At 59.1% G+C, this 16,902-nt stretch carries 19 protein-coding genes and 1 pseudogene; 9 read left to right on the top strand and 11 right to left on the bottom strand.

Annotated features, from left to right (window positions below; translation table 11 throughout):
• Window positions 1-675: a TIGR04283 family arsenosugar biosynthesis glycosyltransferase gene (locus ACR0C9_RS12235; RefSeq protein WP_480781106.1), complete on the top strand. Its 675-nt coding sequence runs from the start codon at window positions 1-3 to the stop codon at window positions 673-675.
• A gap of 7 nt (window positions 676-682) precedes the next feature.
• Here the strand turns inward: ACR0C9_RS12235 and ACR0C9_RS12230 are convergent.
• Window positions 683-1,429: pseudogene (locus tag ACR0C9_RS12230) on the bottom strand (hypothetical protein); the annotation flags it as partial.
• A gap of 104 nt (window positions 1,430-1,533) precedes the next feature.
• Here ACR0C9_RS12230 and ACR0C9_RS12225 point away from each other — a divergent pair.
• A complete protein-coding gene (locus tag ACR0C9_RS12225) occupies window positions 1,534-2,304 on the top strand; it encodes an alpha/beta hydrolase (protein ID WP_480781105.1) in 771 nt (256 codons plus the stop codon).
• Window positions 2,305-2,395: 91 nt separating this feature from the next.
• Complete coding sequence (locus ACR0C9_RS12220) at window positions 2,396-3,235, top strand: DMT family transporter (protein WP_170449587.1); 840 nt, start codon at window positions 2,396-2,398, stop codon at window positions 3,233-3,235.
• 6 nt (window positions 3,236-3,241) lie between these two features.
• Here the strand turns inward: ACR0C9_RS12220 and ACR0C9_RS12215 are convergent, their stop codons facing one another.
• The 4 genes from ACR0C9_RS12215 to ACR0C9_RS12200 form a co-directional block, all read right to left on the bottom strand.
• Window positions 3,242-3,523, bottom strand: a complete 282-nt coding sequence (locus ACR0C9_RS12215; RefSeq protein ID WP_170519658.1) for a hypothetical protein — start codon at window positions 3,521-3,523, stop codon at window positions 3,242-3,244.
• 319 nt (window positions 3,524-3,842) lie between these two features.
• On the bottom strand, window positions 3,843-4,622 hold the full coding sequence (locus ACR0C9_RS12210) for a hypothetical protein (protein WP_480580553.1): 780 nt from the start codon (window positions 4,620-4,622) through the stop codon (window positions 3,843-3,845).
• A 30-nt stretch (window positions 4,623-4,652) separates the two neighbouring features.
• Window positions 4,653-6,611, bottom strand: a complete 1,959-nt coding sequence (gene parE, locus ACR0C9_RS12205; RefSeq protein ID WP_480781104.1) for a DNA topoisomerase IV subunit B — start codon at window positions 6,609-6,611, stop codon at window positions 4,653-4,655.
• Between the two features lie 139 nt (window positions 6,612-6,750).
• The gene (locus ACR0C9_RS12200) at window positions 6,751-7,743 is read right to left on the bottom strand and encodes a Hint domain-containing protein (protein ID WP_170449597.1); all 993 of its coding nucleotides are present in this window, start codon (window positions 7,741-7,743) and stop codon (window positions 6,751-6,753) included.
• Window positions 7,744-7,941: 198 nt separating this feature from the next.
• On the opposite strand from ACR0C9_RS12200, the gene ACR0C9_RS12195 reads away from it, so the two are divergent.
• The gene (locus tag ACR0C9_RS12195) at window positions 7,942-8,550 is read left to right on the top strand and encodes a peroxidase-related enzyme (RefSeq protein WP_170449600.1); all 609 of its coding nucleotides are present in this window, start codon (window positions 7,942-7,944) and stop codon (window positions 8,548-8,550) included.
• A 3-nt stretch (window positions 8,551-8,553) separates the two neighbouring features.
• On the opposite strand, the gene ACR0C9_RS12190 is transcribed toward ACR0C9_RS12195, so the two are convergent.
• Window positions 8,554-9,435: an alpha/beta fold hydrolase gene (locus ACR0C9_RS12190; protein WP_480708376.1), complete on the bottom strand. Its 882-nt coding sequence runs from the start codon at window positions 9,433-9,435 to the stop codon at window positions 8,554-8,556.
• A gap of 120 nt (window positions 9,436-9,555) precedes the next feature.
• Here ACR0C9_RS12190 and ppk2 point away from each other — a divergent pair, with 120 nt between their 5' ends.
• Window positions 9,556-10,479, top strand: coding sequence for a polyphosphate kinase 2 (gene ppk2, locus ACR0C9_RS12185; RefSeq protein ID WP_170449603.1), 924 nt, complete (start codon window positions 9,556-9,558; stop codon window positions 10,477-10,479).
• Between the two features lie 115 nt (window positions 10,480-10,594).
• Window positions 10,595-11,959, top strand: coding sequence for an MATE family efflux transporter (locus ACR0C9_RS12180; protein WP_170452993.1), 1,365 nt, complete (start codon window positions 10,595-10,597; stop codon window positions 11,957-11,959).
• Window positions 11,960-11,962: 3 nt separating this feature from the next.
• Here ACR0C9_RS12180 and ACR0C9_RS12175 read toward each other — a convergent pair whose 3' ends face one another.
• Window positions 11,963-12,364, bottom strand: a complete 402-nt coding sequence (locus ACR0C9_RS12175) for a hypothetical protein (protein WP_170622045.1) — start codon at window positions 12,362-12,364, stop codon at window positions 11,963-11,965.
• Window positions 12,365-12,376: 12 nt separating this feature from the next.
• Complete coding sequence (locus tag ACR0C9_RS12170; protein WP_170622044.1) at window positions 12,377-13,579, bottom strand: pyridoxal phosphate-dependent aminotransferase; 1,203 nt, start codon at window positions 13,577-13,579, stop codon at window positions 12,377-12,379.
• A gap of 91 nt (window positions 13,580-13,670) precedes the next feature.
• Between ACR0C9_RS12170 and ACR0C9_RS12165 the strand changes: the two genes are divergently transcribed.
• The 3 genes from ACR0C9_RS12165 (at window position 13,671) to ACR0C9_RS12155 (ending at window position 14,892) form a co-directional block, all read left to right on the top strand.
• Window positions 13,671-14,063 (top strand): helix-turn-helix domain-containing protein, encoded by a 393-nt coding sequence (locus ACR0C9_RS12165; protein ID WP_170622043.1) that lies wholly within the window; start codon window positions 13,671-13,673, stop codon window positions 14,061-14,063.
• On the top strand, window positions 14,060-14,317 hold the full coding sequence (locus ACR0C9_RS12160) for a succinate dehydrogenase assembly factor 2 (RefSeq protein WP_170519632.1): 258 nt from the start codon (window positions 14,060-14,062) through the stop codon (window positions 14,315-14,317). Before ACR0C9_RS12165 ends, ACR0C9_RS12160 begins: the two co-directional genes overlap by 4 nt.
• Before the next feature lie 77 nt (window positions 14,318-14,394).
• Window positions 14,395-14,892, top strand: a complete 498-nt coding sequence (locus tag ACR0C9_RS12155) for a winged helix DNA-binding protein (RefSeq protein WP_170449617.1) — start codon at window positions 14,395-14,397, stop codon at window positions 14,890-14,892.
• Here the strand turns inward: ACR0C9_RS12155 and ACR0C9_RS12150 are convergent.
• The 3 genes from ACR0C9_RS12150 to ACR0C9_RS12140 are packed head-to-tail and all read right to left on the bottom strand — an operon-like array spanning window position 14,839 to window position 16,726.
• A complete protein-coding gene (locus ACR0C9_RS12150) occupies window positions 14,839-15,603 on the bottom strand; it encodes a DUF1194 domain-containing protein (protein ID WP_480626202.1) in 765 nt (254 codons plus the stop codon). The two genes, ACR0C9_RS12155 and ACR0C9_RS12150, sit on opposite strands and share 54 nt — an antisense overlap.
• Window positions 15,600-16,301, bottom strand: coding sequence for a DUF1194 domain-containing protein (locus ACR0C9_RS12145; RefSeq protein ID WP_480781103.1), 702 nt, complete (start codon window positions 16,299-16,301; stop codon window positions 15,600-15,602). The genes ACR0C9_RS12150 and ACR0C9_RS12145 overlap by 4 nt, the downstream gene beginning before the upstream one ends.
• Complete coding sequence (locus tag ACR0C9_RS12140; RefSeq protein WP_170449626.1) at window positions 16,298-16,726, bottom strand: VOC family protein; 429 nt, start codon at window positions 16,724-16,726, stop codon at window positions 16,298-16,300. The genes ACR0C9_RS12145 and ACR0C9_RS12140 overlap by 4 nt, the downstream gene beginning before the upstream one ends.
• Window positions 16,727-16,902 lie beyond the last annotated feature (176 nt).

Raw genomic sequence — 16,902 nt, 5'->3', positions numbered from 1 at the left:
GTGCCCGCCCCGATCAGCATCGTGATCCCCACGCTTAACGCTGAAACCGCGTTGCCCGCCTGCCTTCAGGCTCTGATGGAGGGGCTGCACGCCGGTCTGATCCGCGAACTGATCATCAGCGATGGCGGCTCGACCGACCGGACGCTTGATATCGCCGAAGAGGCCGGGGCCGAGGTGGTTGAAGGGCCCGCCTCGCGCGGGGGGCAGCTCAGGCGAGGATGCGCGCTGACAAAAGGTGACTGGGTGTTGGTTTTGCATGCCGATACTGTGTTGGAACCGGGATGGGCAAAACCCGTGGCAGATCATTTGGCGTCCAAAACCCCGGCGGCGTTTCGGCTGGCGTTTCGGGCCAAGGGGATCGCTCCGCGATGGGTCGCCGGTTGGGCCAATCTGCGCAGCCGTCTGTTCAGTTTGCCCTATGGCGATCAGGGTCTGCTTGTCCCGCGCGATCTTTATATCCGCGCGGGGGAATACAAAGATCAGCAGTTGATGGAGGATGTCGCCCTTGCCCGTGCCTTGCCGCGGATCACGTTGCTTGACCCGCGGGCCGTTACGAGTGCGGAACGCTATGAGCGGGCGGGCTGGCTGCGGCGGGGTGCTCGGAATCTGTGGACTCTGACACGGTATCTTCTTGGGGCCGATCCGGAACAGCTGGCTCAGTCGTATCGGCGATAAGGGTTGTCCGCAGCTCGACAATGGATTTCCCCAATCGGAAAGGTGCTGCGAAACTGACCAGACACAAGGCGACGATCTGCAAGACCAGAATATGCGCGTTGGCCTGCAGATATTCCCATTCGTCTTTCAGCTTGCTGACCTGCTCGATCAGGTCGTCATAGCTTTGGGCCAGGATCAGATAGTCTCCGGCAATCGCGGGCACCTTGCGGCGCATGTTGTCGATGGCGGTTTGTGTTTCGTCATCCATCGAGGTGAAGACCAGAAACTGGTCGATATCAAACGCATCGGCCTTGGCGGCCATCTGCTCCATCTCGTCCTTGTCGTCCCGGCCGAACAGGAAATGCAGCCCTTGCAGCGGGGCGACCTCGTTCGTGACTTCGATGAACAGGGGCAGATCTGCGTTGCTGGCGGTTGAGGCCGACAGAAACTCGACCTTCTCGCACAGAACGCCTGTATCCGGGTCATAGGCCGGATCGCAGAACCGCAACCGGAACCGCGCAGCGTCGCGGTCAAAGGCTGATGAGGCCGCAAATGCCACATCAATCTGTCGGTCCAGCCGAGAGCTGTCGGCCGTGTAAAGCCCCGCCAGAACCGCCACCAAAGCCCCGATGCCGCCCAATACGACCCAGACCAGATCAGCCAGTTTCCAAGCCCGGTGCCCTGCTGGCTTGCGGAACAGAAAGCCTGTTCCGACCGATCCGATCAGAAAGAACAGGATGAGCAGTGGCAACTGGTTTTCGGTCACAAATGTCATGGGGCTGAGTTTAAGTGGTCCGCCCCCTCACGCAACAGCGATCACGCGCAGTTGTTTCGTTTTACAGGATGCTCATACTGGACGCGCTGAGGTGGGAGATTTTCATGACCAAAGACATCGTTCTGATCCACGGCGCGTTTGCGGGCCCATGGTGTATGGAAGATTACGCAGGTTTTTTCTGTGATCGCGGCTGGACCGTCCACACCCCGGCGCTGCGCTATCACGGCGGTGACCCGAAGGCTGAACCGGACCCGGGTCTGACCGATACCAGTGTCACGGACTATGCCGGTGACATTGCCGAGTTCGTTCAGGGATTGGACAGCAAACCCGTCCTTCTGGGCCACGCGATCGCGGGCGTCGTGGCGCAGCAGGTGGCCGCGCGCGGCTTGGCCAGTGCGATTGTCCTGATCAACCCAAACGCCGCCTGGGGCACGCTGCCCGAAACCGACGACGAACGCGCCGTCCCGCGCGCATTGATGGAGGGCGGGGCGTTTTGGAAACAGCCCATGCGGGTCGAGTTCGACCTGATGGCCCCCTTCGCGCTCAACAAGATGCCCGAGGCTCAGCAGCACGCGGTGTTCGACCAACTCGGCCCCGAAAGCGGGCGGGTGATGTTCGAGATGTTCTTTTGGATGTTCGATGACCACCACGCCATGAAGGTCGATATCGACAAGGTCGACTGCCCGGTACTGATCGTTTCCGGCACCGAGGATCGGGCTGTGAACCCCAACACCTGCCGGGCGCTGGCGAAACTGTATGGAGACCGCGCGACTTTCCTGCCGGTCGAAAACCACGCGCATTTCCTGTTTATGGAGCCGGGGTGGGAGCGTCCAGCCGCACAAATCGCCAATTGGCTGCAGGAAAAGCTGGGTTAGGCCACACATCCCGTATTGAGATCGCCCAAACGCTGTGCAAACTCCGCGATTGACCCAATCAGGGCCAATACTCAGCGCGGAAGGCACAAGCGTGACACTGTTTGTCATCCTCATCATTCTCACGGCGGCTTTGCTGCACGCGGTTTGGAACGCCATCGTCAAAACCGCCGCTGACCGTACCACGACGTTGGGCCTTGTGGCGTTTGGGCACGTCATTCCGGCCTCGGTGATGATCCTGCTGCTGCCGCTGCCGAGCGCCGAGAGCTTCATCTACATCGCCCTCTCGACCGTCGTGCATTTCGGCTATTACTTCATGCTGGGCAAAGCCTATCAGCACGGCGATCTGAGCGTCGTCTACCCGATCGCACGGGGTATCGTGCCCGCGCTGGTCTCGCTTTGGGCCATGCTGCTGGTGGGCGAGGTTCTGCCCCTGCAAGCCTGGGCCGGGATCGCCCTGATCGCGCTGGGCATCCAACTCAGCAGTTGGAGCGCCCTGCGATCCGGCGTCGGGCGCAGCGCGCTGGGCTTTGCGCTGGGCACCGGATTCTGTATCTCGATCTATTCGGTGGTCGACGGGATCGGTGTGCGGCTGTCAGGCAATACGCTCAGCTACTGGGCCTGGGGCGCGTTCCTGCACCTGTTCATCGCGGGGTTCGTGGGAGTGCGAAAGCGGGACACGCTGGCGGCACTGCCCGCCAAGGTCTGGATGATCGGCATCCTTGGCGGGCTGGTCTCTATGACGGCCTATGGTCTGGTGCTTTACGCCAAGAACTTTGCCCCGCTGGGCGCGGTCTCGGCCCTGCGCGAAACCTCTGTCATCTTCGCCGCCCTGATCGGGTTCATCTTCCTGCACGAGGGCAACTGGATCCGCCGCCTCGGCGCAGCCGTCCTGATGGCGGGCGGAGTAGCCCTGATCGGACTGGCCGTTTAACAGGCATTACTTGCTGACCTGAAACGTGCTTTGCGGCTTCCAATGCATCGGCCCGGCCTCGCTTGGGACGCAACGCAGCAACCGTTCCTCACGCGTGTTGACGGTGGGCGTAACGGTATTGTCGCCGCTGATGACGATGAACGAGTCCATCGAATAGGCCATGCCTTCGTAATAGCAAAACCGGGTCTCGGCCCCATCCGGGATCGGAGACGCAGTGCTGAGCATCTGCTGCGCGGCGGCTGCCGAGGCCAGCAGGCCAAAGGCCAGCCCGAGGGTTAGTGTTTTCATGTCGTCCTCCCGTTCGAAAATCTGTTCGTGGTCAAATTGGGTCTTGGACGCCCGGAGCCTCAAATGTCGTTCTTGGATGACGGGTTGAGGGTAAGTGTGAAGGGGATCAACGGGTTAGGCAAGGGGGTTGCGGTGTGCCGGGCTGAAGCCCGGCCTACGCGTTGTGGAGATGTGCTGCGCTGCCCGTCCAATGCTTGATGCTTTGAACCAAGCACGCGCCCAACCAGCCCGCGATCAAAAGGCGCGGCGATTGTAGGATGGGTGTTTACACCCATCATTGAACGGTAGATTTGCCAAGTGATGGGTGCAAGCACCCATCCTACGCTTGCTGGTATTTGTTTAGTCTCGCTAGGAAGGCATCAATATCAGCTTTGTATTTTTGCGACTTAATCGTTTTGGGGCGCACTACAAGCCCGCGTTCGCGCACGTTTAGGACACCTTTGTCGTTCGTCTTCCCCCAAAGCAATCCAGATAGTTGCGCAAGTAGCTTAGCACCTACTTTGTCTTTCTCCGGTTCATTAATCACCCAACGAAAAGATCCTACTACTATGTCGGTGACAGAGTTTAGGTGGGACATGCCGTTTTGCGTAGTTCCAACTGCAATTACGCGATCTAACTTCTTTCGTGTGCCGGCTTCGCTTTGAACACCCAACTCTGAGATTTCTCTCAGAAACTTATTCTGATTGTAGTCTTCAGTGTGGTCGAAGTGCGCAGAACCAGGGATGCTACCACTTTCCTTAAGAAATTGGTCAAACTTGATGAGTAGTGTGTTCACAGCAAATTTTAGTCGGTCCTCGTGCGGCTTTCCTTTCGCAATAGCATGGGGAATGACATAACAGCAGGCTTTGCAATCGTTTTTGACGGCAAGGCGTAGGATTTCTGCCTTAATCGCCGTGTGTTGTTCCCGGCTTACATCGTCGGGCTTGGTGCCGGTTGAGAACTTCAAACTATCCCCATTGCGGAAGCCGTGTTTGCCACGAAGCTGGGATACTCTGTTAGAAATGTTAAGAAGGTTTTTTGCGGGAAAGAAAACGGAAGCGTAAACGAGAAACTCTCGTTGACCATCTTGGTCCGCTTCGTCAGCGTACATAAGGTACAATTACGCCTCCTGAAAAGTGCTTTTTAAGTATTAAACATCCAACTCCTCCACAAACCGCGCATTCTCCTGAATATATTGGAACCGCAGTTCGGGCTTCTTGCCCATCAGGCGCTCGACCAGGTCGCCGGTTTCGCCGGGTTCATCCTCATCAATCGTGACGCGGATCAGTTTGCGGGATGCCGGGTCCATTGTGGTCTCTTTCAGGTCCTTGGCGTCCATTTCGCCAAGACCCTTGAAGCGCGAGACGTCGATCTTGCCCTTGCCGCCCAGACCTTTCTCAAGCCACTCGTCACGCTCGGCCTCGTCCAGACAATAGACGCGTTTGGCGCCCTGCGTCAGGCGGTACAAAGGCGGGCAGGCCAGATACAAATGGCCCGCGTCGATCATGGGGCGCATCTGGGTGAAGAAGAAAGTCATCAGCAGCGAGGCGATGTGCGCCCCGTCCACATCCGCGTCGGTCATGATGATGACCTTGTCATAGCGCAGGTCGTCGACGTTGAACTTGGTGCCAAGCCCCACACCCAGCGCTTGGGTCAGGTCGTTGATCTCGGCGTTCGTACCAAGTTTCGAACTGGCCGCACCCAGCACGTTCAGGATTTTACCGCGCAGGGGCAGAAGGGCCTGTGTTTTGCGGTCGCGGCCCATTTTGGCGGACCCGCCCGCCGAGTCGCCCTCGACAATGAATAATTCGGTGCCGTCGCGTGTTTGAGAAGAGCAGTCCACCAACTTGCCGGGAAGACGGAGTTTCTTAGTGGCGGACTTGCGTTGTGTTTCTTTCTCGGCCCGTCGGCGCAGGCGTTCTTCGGCCCTCAGGATGAGGAAGTCGAGGATTGCGCCTGCGGATTTCGTGTCCGCGGCCAGCCAGTTGTCGAAATGGTCGCGGACGGAGTTTTCAACCAGCCGCTGCGCCTCGACCGTGGCCAGGCGGTCTTTGGTCTGGCCGACGAATTCCGGTTCCGAGATAAAGCAGGACACCAGCGCACAGCCGCCGGTGATCAGGTCATCGCGGGTGATCTGACCGGCCTTCTTGTTGTTGATCAACTCGCCATAGGCTTTTATCCCCTTGAGGACCGCAGCCCAGAATCCGGCCACATGGGTGCCACCTTCGGGGGTGGGGACGGTGTTACAGTAGGACTGGATGAACCCGTCGCGTGACGGTGTCCAGTTGATCGCCCATTCGACCTTGCCGGGGGTGCCGAATTTTTCCTGAAAGTCCACCGTGCCTGCGAACGGCTGCTCGGCGTATGTGGACGAGCCGTTCATTGTCTCTTTCAGATAATCCGACAGGCCGCCGGGGAAGTGGAATGTGGCCTCGGTCGGGGTTTCCCCGTCGTCGATGGCGGATTTCCAGCGGATTTCGACGCCCGAGAACAGGTAGGCCTTGGAGCGGATGGATTTGAACAGACGGGCGGGTTTGAACCGGTGGTGGCCGAAGATGTCCGGGTCAGCATGGAACGTAACGGTGGTGCCACGCCGGTTGGGGGCCGCGCCGATCTTTTCGACCGGACCCAATGGAATGCCGCGCGAGAACCGCTGTTCGAACAGCGTCTTGTCGCGGGCGACCTGCACGACCATCGAATCCGACAGAGCGTTGACCACCGACGCACCCACGCCGTGCAGACCACCCGAGGTCTGATAGGCTTTACCCGAGAACTTCCCGCCCGCGTGCAGCGTACAAAGGATGACCTCCAGCGCGGATTTGTCCGGGAATTTGGGGTGCGGGTCGATCGGGATACCGCGCCCGTTGTCGCGCACGGTCAGGGCGTAGTCAGAGTGCAGTTCGACCTCGATCCGGTTGGCGTGGCCTGCGACCGCCTCGTCCATCGAGTTGTCGAGGATCTCGGCCACCATATGGTGCAGCGCGCGTTCATCCGTGCCGCCGATATACATGCCGGGCCGTTTGCGGACCGGTTCCAGCCCTTCTAGCACCTCAATGGATGAGGCGTCATAGGTAGTGGTCGCGTCAGGCGTCAACAGATCGTCGGGCATATGGGCTGCTCTTGCTTTTGAGTTTCCCCCATTATGGCAGGGGATGTGGTTCGGGGGAAGAGGGCCACGAGGTGTTGTGGACAAATTGCTTGCGATCACCGTCGAACTTGGATTGACGGTGTGCCGTCCCTTTCAAACGCTAAAGCGGAAAGACAGTTCCGGCAGGAGAGGTTAGATCAGATCGCAGCAAACGCGCCTCATGCGGTTTCAGGACAGGTAGGGCGGTTTCGCTGAATGGACCATTGGGCGTCATGAGCTCGGGAAACAGGTCCAGAAGCTCTTGCCGGGTGGCACGTGTCATGGCGTCAAGGCTTGTGTCGCCGGGAAAGAATGTCTCGGACCAGACGCCTTCGACACGGACAAGTTCGTGCTGGTCGAACAGGATATGAACATAATCCACGTCCCGGTCCGGCGGCAGTTGAGAGATCGCGTCGCCGGTTACAAGACCCTTGGCCGGGGCCAGCATCAGGTCGTCGCCGAAAAACAGCTGCGTATTGTAAGACGACACAACGATCCGGTGTTGCGGCGAAACCAGCAGGTCGCGCGCCGGGCAGCCGTGCGAAAAACTGTTGGCTCTGATGCGAATGGGGCAAAATTTCGGTTGTCTTCTCAGGTCGCGCACCGAAAGGTGCCGCCGTCCGATCCACCGGACAGGGCGGCTGCTGCCATCCGCAACGATTACGGGGTCGCCCGGGCGCAGGGTCTCGATCCGCTTGTCTCCAGACGGGGTCAGGATCAGCGACCCGGCAGTGAAGCAGACGAAAGAGGGCAGGGTGTCATAATCCACCGGCGGGGCGGTGATGATCGAATTGTTGGTGTTTTCGATCGTGTCGCCAACATCCACATTGCCTGATGTGACAATGATATATTGGGGGTCGGAAAACTGAATCAGCGTGAATGTGACCGGCGATCCGCCAATGTCTCCGCTATAAGTTTCAAAGGTCTGAAAGTTTGTTGAATCACCGATGAACCCCGGAACGCTGGATACATCCAACTGCTGACTGCCATCGGCATCAGGGTCTTCCAGCGTATCGTCATCGTCAATAACGGCGACCTGAAAGGAATTCAGGACGGTGACATCCGTAAAGCCAAGCGGGTCGTTATCTATTTCTAGAATCGTGACAAATTTCATTCTGCCAACTCGCGCGGTACAACTTTTTCAACAAATAGAATTCTACAATACACGACATGGGTGTGAAAAAACACATTTCAGTCGTGTTTAGTGATTACCGGGGGCTGGCAGGGATATTCAGGCGATACACGCTCTTCTCGGGCATGGGTTCTGTTGTTTATATGTTGCCTGAAACTCTCCAAAACGGGCAGGCCGCGTATGAGCTGGATCAGAACAATTCCCTTTGCCGAAGCTACGGGGAAGCTACGAACCCTTTATGAGCGGGTCACGGGGCCCGGCAACAATGTGGACAACATCATGATGGCGCATTCGCTGCGGCCACATTCGATGGAAGGCCATATGGCGATCTACAAAAACGTGCTGCATCATTCGGGCAACACGGTGCCGAAGTGGTTTCTTGAGACGCTTGGTGTTTGGGTCAGTTCGCTCAATCAATGCAGCTATTGTGTCGAGCATCATTTCAACGGCTTGCAAAGGCTGCTGAAGGACCCGGCACGTGGCGATAAGATCCGAGCAGCGATTGAGCAGCGTCGTCCCGATGATGCGCCGCTGAACAGGGCGCAGATTGCGGCGATGGGGTATGCGCGAAAGTTGACCGAAGCTCCGGCGGAAATGGTCGAGGCGGATGTGATTGCCCTGCGGGAGGCCGGGTGGGACGATGGCGAAATCCTCGAGATCAATCAGGTCTGCGCCTATTTCTCTTACGCGAACCGCACGGTTCTGGGGCTGGGCTGCTCGACCAAGGGCGATGTGCTGGGCCTATCGCCCAACAATTCGGACAATCCTGACGATTGGGGGCATCGGTAAGGTTTATGAGGGATGTCCGAGCCAGCCCAGAATTGCCTCAGCCACGGCTTTGGGGTTCTGGTGGTGCAGCCAATGATCGGTTCCCGGAATCGCGATCCGCGTCAGGTCTGGCGCAAAGTCCTCTAACCCTTCTGTTGTTTCGGGCAACAGGGCCTTGTCCTCTGGGCCCCACAGCAGAAGATGGGGGCAGGTGATATGAAGCCGGTCCAGCGGCAATTCAGGCAGGTGGGTCAGCGGTTCACCCGGTTTGGCCACGACCAGGGGTGAGGCGCGGTACCAGTTCAACATCGCCTCCAGCCGTCCGGGGCGCGCCCACTCGGCCCGGTAGTCCTCCATCCGGTCATCAGACAGCCAGTCAAGGCCCATACCGTGGCGGAAGAACCGCTCTAGCCTGGCAAAGCGGTTATCGGCCAGCTTTTGCACGGCATCGGACGCGCGCAGTAGGTTGATGTATTGCGAGGCCTCGGATTGCGCGCCTCCCGCCGCCATGGCCCGCTGAAACGGAACCGGATGCACACCGTTGGCGATGATCAGATGGCTGACAAGATCAGGCCGGAACATCGCCAACCCGTAGGCCACCGATGCACCCCAGTCGTGCCCAAGAACGGCAAGCGGTGCCCCCAGTTGTTCGATCAGCGTCGCCATGTCCCCGACCAGCTTTGAAAGCGCATAGTGCCGAACGCCTTCTGGCGCCCAGCTTTGTCCGTATCCGCGCTGATCCGGTGCGACGCAGAGGAAGTGCTGTGAAAGATACGGGGCGAGATCGACCCACGCACCGCCATATTCCGGAAACCCGTGCAGCATCAGCAACGGAGGATTAGCCTTGTCGCCCCATGTTCGGACAAAAAATGTCTGGCCGTTCAGATCGGTGAAGGTGCTGTCCAACTCTCTCTCCTACGACTTCGGAACAATCGGCGTTTTCGGGCATCAGTTTGATACCAATCAAAGCGCATTTTCCCTGTTTCTGCTAGAGCTTCTGCAGGACAGTGAAAAAGGAAAATGTGCATGGACGCAGTGGCTCAACTCGATCTGAAATCCGTTCCGAACCAGCAGGTTCCGCCTCAAAACACGCAAAACTCAACACCCGGCCCGGAAGAAATCCGCAAGGCGTTTGAAAGTGGGAAATACCCTTATGGGCGCAAGATGGCCCGTCCGGCCTATGAAAAGCAAAAGGCGCTGTTACAGGCCGAGCTGCTGAAAGTGCAGCTTTGGGCACAGGAGACAGGGCAGCGCTTTGTCCTGCTGTTCGAAGGGCGCGACGCGGCCGGCAAGGGCGGCACGATCAAACGGTTCATGGAGCATCTGAACCCGCGTCAGGCGCGTGTGGTCGCGTTGAACAAACCGACATGGGAAGAGAAGGGCCAGTGGTATTACCAACGCTACGTGCAGGAACTGCCGACAGTGGGCGAAATGGTGTTCTACGACCGGTCCTGGTACAACCGGGCAGGGGTGGAACGTGTGATGGGGTTCTGCACGCCCAACGAGTATCTGGAATTCATGCGGCAGACACCGGATCTGGAGCGGATGCTGGTCCGCTCGGGCATTCAGTTTTACAAATATTGGTTCTCGGTCACGCAGGACGAGCAACAGCGCCGGTTCAAAAGCCGCGAGACCGATCCATTGAAACAATGGAAGCTGTCGCCCATCGATAAGGCAAGCCTGGACAAATGGGACGACTATACCGAGGCGAAAGAGGCGATGTTTTTCTACACCGATACCGCTGATGCGCCCTGGACCATTGTCAAATCGAACGACAAGAAACGCGCGCGTTTGAACTGTATGCGCCATTTCCTATCGACGCTGGACTACCCCGGCAAGGATCATGAGATCGTTGGCGAACCCGATCCCCTGATCGTCGGGCAGGCCCATCACGTCATCCACCGGTCCGAGCATATTCTGGGTACTGCCCTGCACCCCGAGACGCGCTGAAGGTTCCCCCTGTTTCGCGTTGCACCGATGGCAGGCAGAGGCCGGATTAGTCTCAATTTGAAATTTGCTTGATCTGGTCTTGTCCCGGCGTCAAGCCGGGCATATGGCTGGTCGGATGAACAAGGTGATGACATATCCGGCCCATTTCAAGGCCATTGCTGTTCTGGGCCTGCCGTTGGTCGGTGGACATCTGGCGCAGTTTGCCATCGGCTTGACCGATACGATCATGCTGGGCTGGTACGGGGTCGAGGCTTTGGCGGCGGTGACGCTGGCCAGCAGCTATTACTTTGTATTGTTCCTGTTTGGGGCCGGGTTCGGCTGGGCTGTCATGCCCATGGTGGCCACCGCTGCGGCCGAAGAGGATGAGACCAGCATTCGCCGCTCGACCCGGATGGGGCTGTGGCTGTCCTTGCTGTATGCGGCGCTGATGATGCCGCTGCTGTGGTGGTCGCACCCGATCCTGATCGCCTTGAAGCAAGAGCCGCAAGTGGCTGAAACCGCAGCGGAATACTTGCGTGTGGCCGGATGGGGTCTGTTCCCGGCGCTGCTGGTGATGGTGCTGAAATCCTACCTTGCGGCGCTGGAGCGCACACAGATCGTCCTTTGGATCACCGTTGTCGCTGCGGTCGTCAACGGTCTGACGAATTATGCGCTGATCTTCGGCAATTGGGGCGCGCCCGAGCTTGGGGTCATGGGGGCGGCGATCGCCTCGATCGTGACGCAGGTCGTGTCGCTGGTGGCGGTTGTGATTTATGCCGTGAAAGTGCTGCCGGAACACAGCCTGTTCCGCCGGTTCTGGCGGCCCGATTGGGAGATGTTCGGAAGCGTTCTGCGCCTTGGTGTACCCATCGGATTGACGACTTTGGCCGAGGTGACGTTGTTCGCCACATCGGCTGTCATGATGGGCTGGCTGGGGCAGGTACCTCTGGCCGCGCACGGGATCGCGCTCAATCTGGCATCGGCCACCTTCATGGTGCATCTGGGCCTGTCCAACGCCGCGACCATTCGGGCTGGCAACGCGCTGGGCCGTCGGGATCGCCCGCACCTTGAGAAAGGTGCAATCGCGGTCACTGCCATGTCGCTGGTTATGTCCGTGCTGACGATCATCCTGTTCCTGACCTGCGCCGAGCCGCTGATTTCCCTGTTCATGGAGGCGGACGACCCGCAGCGCGCGCAGATCCTGATGATCGGTACCGGGCTGCTGGCGATGGCCGCGTTGTTCCAACTGGTGGATGGTGCTCAGGTCATTGCGCTGGGGCTGTTGCGCGGCTTGCAGGATGCGAAAATTCCGATGCTGATGGCGGCGCTCAGCTATTGGGTCGTGGGGCTTCCGTCGTCATACTATTTCGGCTTTATCCGCGGGATGGACGGAATTGGCGTCTGGCTGGGCCTTGTGCTTGGACTGGCCTGCGCGGCGGTGCTGTTGATGGCCCGGTTCTGGATGCGTTCCGTGCGCGAGGTTGGGGTTCCGGCTGAATAGCCGTTACTCTTTCCCCATCCGGTCCGCTTTTTTGCGCACCAGGACCGAGCGCAGATCGTGCATTGCCATCAAAAGCCTGTCGGTGACGTCTTCCAGCTGTTCGTCCGTCGCTTTGGACTGCGCCCACTGGGTGGTCAGGTTCAGGTAATCGACCGCGCGATGGATGTCGTCGATGTCGCGCTGGGCCAGCAGGGCCTTACGTTCGTCCATCCAGCGCGCGATTTCGGTCTTGTCGGCCTCGCTCAGCGTGCGTTGCCCGTGTGGTTTGACCTCGCCGTTGCGGATATTGATGACCGCGATCTGGTCCATCTCGATCCGGCGCTGGCGGTTCTCGGTGTCGATCCGAAAGACTGCCGCACCATTCTCGCGGACACGAAAGTAGTATTCTGGCAATTCAGTGGACATGAAAGGCTCCGCCTAGGTTAAGGACGCACAGAAGGTCTGAATGCGGGTGCAGGCCTCGGTCAGTGCCTCGTCCGAGGTTGCGTAGCTGACGCGGAAGTTCGGCGACAGGCCAAAGGCGGCACCAAAGACGACGGCGACGTCGGCCTCTTCCAGCAAGGCGGTGGCAAAGGCTTCATCATTGTCGATCAGGGTGCCTGCAGGGGTGGTCTTGCCGATCAGCCCGGCGATGGACGGATAGACATAGAACGCGCCTTCGGGGGTGGGGCATTGCACCCCGTCAATCTCGTTCAACATGCCGATCACCAGATCGCGGCGGCGTTTGAAAATCTCGTTGTTGGTGGCCAGAAAATGCTGCGTTCCGTTCAGTGCCTCGACCGCCGCCCATTGGCTGACCGTGCAGGGGTTCGAGGTCGACTGAGACTGGATCTTGCGCATGGCTGCGATGATCTCGACCGGCCCGGCCGCGTAACCAATGCGCCAGCCGGTCATCGCATAGGCCTTGGAAACCCCGTTGCAGGTCAGCGTGCGATCATAAAGCCCCGGTTCCACCTCGGCAGGGGTGCAAAACTCGAACCCGTCATAGGCCAGATGTTCATACATGTCGTCCGACATGATCCAGACCTGCGGGTGGCGCATCAGCACATCGGTAAGAGCTTTCAACGCATCCCGGCTGTACCCTGCGCCGGTGGGGTTCGACGGCGAGTTGAAGATGAACCACTTGGTCTTGGGGGTGATCGCGGCCTCAAGCTGCTCGGGTGTCAGTTTGAAGCTGTTCTCGACGCTGGTTTCGACAACAACCGGTGTGCCACCGGCCAGCAGCACCATATCCGGGTAGCTGACCCAATAGGGGGCGGGAATGATAACCTCATCCCCGTCATTCATCGTGGCCATCAGCGCGTTATAAAGCGTCTGCTTGCCGCCGGTCCCGACCGAGATCTGTGCGGGTGTGTAATCCAGACCGTGATCGCGCTTCATCTTGGCACAAGCGGCCTGTTTCAGCTCGGGGATGCCGTCGGGGGCCGTGTATTTGGTTTTGCCAGCGGCAATCGCGGCAACGGCGGCGTCCTTGATGTTCTGCGGCGTGTCGAAATCGGGCTCACCGGCGCTGAGGCCAATGACATCCCGCCCGGCGGCCTTCAATTCGGCCGCTTTAGCCGTCATTGCGACGGTCGGCGAAGGTTTGACGCGGGACAATGTCGCAGACAGGAAACTCATGGGCGGCCTCGGTTTGTATGTTCAGCCTGACTGTCATAGGGTGCGCCCGAATGACGATCAAGCGATATGAAACCGGGAATCGGAGACCTGAATGAGCGACGAAAACGATTGGTTCGGACCAGACGCGGCGACATTTGGGGATCGGCTGGCAGGCGCGCGCGAGGCGGCGGGGATGACTCAGGCCGAACTGGCGCGTCGGCTTGGGGTCAAGAAGTCAACGATCGGGGATTGGGAAAACGACCTGTCCGAGCCGCGCGCCAACCGTCTGTCGATGATGGCGGGGATGGTCAACGTCTCGATCAAGTGGCTGCTGACCGGCGAAGGCGAGGGGATGGATGCGCCTGTGGACGAAGAGCATGCAAATCTGGATCTGGCGGGGGCCGTGGCCGAACTGCGCGCCATCCGGGGCGAGATGCGCGCCTGCTCGGAACGCGCCGCGCGGCTGGAAAAGAAACTGCGCCTGATGCTGGAGGCCAGCAAATGACCGAACCCCGCGATATTCGGATCAAACGGATGAAAATGCGGTCGATGCGGCGGGGCATCAAAGAGATGGACCTGATCCTGACCGCCTATGCTGACCGCAATCTTGACGGAATGGATGCCGACGGTCTGGACACCTATGATGCGATGCTCAGCGAAAACGATCAGGACCTGTATCAATGGGTGACAGGGCAGGTCCAACCGCCCGAGGCACTGGCCGACCTGATCGCGGATATCGCCCAGACCTTTCAAAAGTAAGGATAAAACAGGCTTAACTGATTTTTCGGGATTTCGGTTCATCGTGTCGGAAAGGCACGACTGAATCGGAGGGTTGGATGAGTATGGAATTGCAGGTCTCGGCACCGGGGACCAAAGGGTTCATGACCAGCTATCTTGAGGCGCTGGCCCTGGTGGAACGGTTGCACCGCTTGCTTCTGGACGTGATCAAGGACGAGTTCGAGCGGGTCGGCGTGCTGGAAATCAACGCAGTTCAGGCGCTGTTGCTGTTCAACATCGGCGATCATGAGGTGACGGCGGGTGAGTTGAAGAGCCGGGGTTACTATCAGGGCAGCAATGTCAGCTACAACCTCAAGAAACTGGTTGAGATGGGGTATATGCACCATCAACGGTGCGAGATAGACCGACGTTCGGTCCGGGTGCGCCTGACGCCGCGCGGGCGCGAGATTCGGGACATTGTGTCAGACCTGTTTGCCCGCCATGCCGAAGGGTTGCAAAATCGCGGTGTGCTGGGCCTGGAAGGGATCGATGATATTACAAACTCATTGCGCCGGGTCGAGCGTTACTGGACGGACCAAATCCGCTATATCTACTGATCCGGGGCGCGCGTCCGACAGCACAAGGCCCTCCAGCTCTCGGATCAGTTTGCGCGCCATGGCATCTTCGTAGGCATCAAATCCCAGGGCGACCTCGACAAACGCATCCGGGCCGAGGATGACCCAAGTGTTGTAATAGGCTGAAAGCTCACCGACCTGCACCTGCCGTTGATCGCCTTGTCTCGGATCGTCTGCGCCAATGACCAGCCCGTTGATTGTGATGCCGGTGGAGTGCAGTTGAGATTTTACTTTGCGCGGATGCGGCCCCAGATTGTGTTTGCCATCGCCGGATAGGTCCAGCGTCCGCTTCCAACACTCTTGCCGGATCAGCAGATTGGCACCGAAGGCCATGGCCGAACCCACGGCGGTGCCTTGCGGGGCAGGGCTGCGTTTCACGGCATCTAGCTGTTGCCCAATGCGGGTCAGATCAAACTGGGTGCGGATCTCGGTCCAGTCCAACAGCAGTTTCTGATGATCGGGTTCGCTCCATTCGAACACGGCAATCCGTACAGGCGCGCCAGGATTGGACAGGATCAAACGCGCTACGTCCGGACGACGCAGAGCTGCCGCAAGCCCGCGCAGTTGCAACCTGTACTCCTGCGCGTCGACCGAGCCCGACACGTCCAACCCCAAGGCCAGAGCCTGCCTGCACTGAGCGGTGGCGTGAGTCGCGAGCAGACACAGCGATGTCATCAGGATGCGCAGCATCATTCGGTCACGTCCTGCAACGCCCCAATTTGCAGGCCCCGCAATTCCCGTTCCAGTTTCCGGCGCATTGCGCGTTCGAAATCTTCAAACCCCTGCGCCACCTCAAGAAACGCGCCGGGGCCGTGCAGAACGTTGTTCTCAAAAAACGGGATCAGGAACAATTCGCCTTCAAAATCAGCGGCATTGATGACCAGCCCGTTGACCACCACGTCGCGGAACGGAAAGTGCCGATAGGCGTTCTGCGGGCCATACCCGTCATTGTTCGACCCGTCCCCCGACAGATCGATCGTCTGAAACAGGCAGGGCGGGGCCCGTTGCAGCAAGGTCGCCCCAAAGGCCAGCGCATAGCCCATCGCCGTAGCCGACCCGGCATCCGACCGTTCGGATTGGCTGATCTGTGTCGCGGCGGCCAGCAGATCGCCGGTGTTCCGGATCATCCGCCAATCCATGATGATATGCTGCGTGGACCGCCCGCTCCATTCGTAAACAGCCAGGGCAACGGGCATGGGTGAGGAGAAAAAGGCCTCTTGAACCTCGGGCGCGATCAGGGCGGCGGCCAGCCCTTGCCGTTGCAGCGAGTCTTCGCTTTCATCCACCGACACCGAAATATCCAGCGCCAGTGCCAGGGCCAGACGGCAGGTCTCGGCCTGGGCAGGGCTGGCCAGCGCGGCCAGACCCACGGCTATCAAGGTGCGGATCACCAGTGGCCGGTGTTGCCCATGCTGACCCAGGGTTCCGCCGGTTCCAGCGCATCGCCGTTCTGCAGCAGTTCGACCGAGATATTGTCGGGCGAGCGCACAAATGCCATGCGCCCGTCACGCGGGGGCCGGTTGATCACCACGTCATTGTCCTGAAGGTGCTGGCATGTCTCGTAAATATTGTCGACCCCATAGGCGAGGTGGCCGAAATGGCGGCTGTCATTTGGCAGCTCGTCGTCGCCATCCCAGTTATAGGTCAGTTCAATCGGTCGATCCTCTTGCCCCGGAGGCGCCATGAAGATCAGCGAGAACCGGCCCTCTTCACTGTCATAGCGGCGTGTTTCCTTGAGGCCGAGCAACTCGTAGAACGCCAGAGATTTTTCCAGATCTTTCACCCGAACCATAGTGTGAAGGTATTTCAGCCCCATCACGGCAATCCTTATTCAGCATGAGTTCGCCATCAGCTTAGCGCGCTTCGGGGGCGTGTCGAGGGGGGCTGCGAACACATTTCCGGAAATCATCCATGTGCGGCACATCATGCGGTTCCAGCGCCGGAACTGACGATATATAGTAGGCGGCGACTCATTATCGGAAAGGATGTTTT

The organism is Ruegeria sp. C12 (assembly GCF_056537745.1).
The sequence above is the reverse complement of the archived record's forward strand: the minus strand, read 5'-3'. Positions and strand labels throughout refer to the sequence as shown.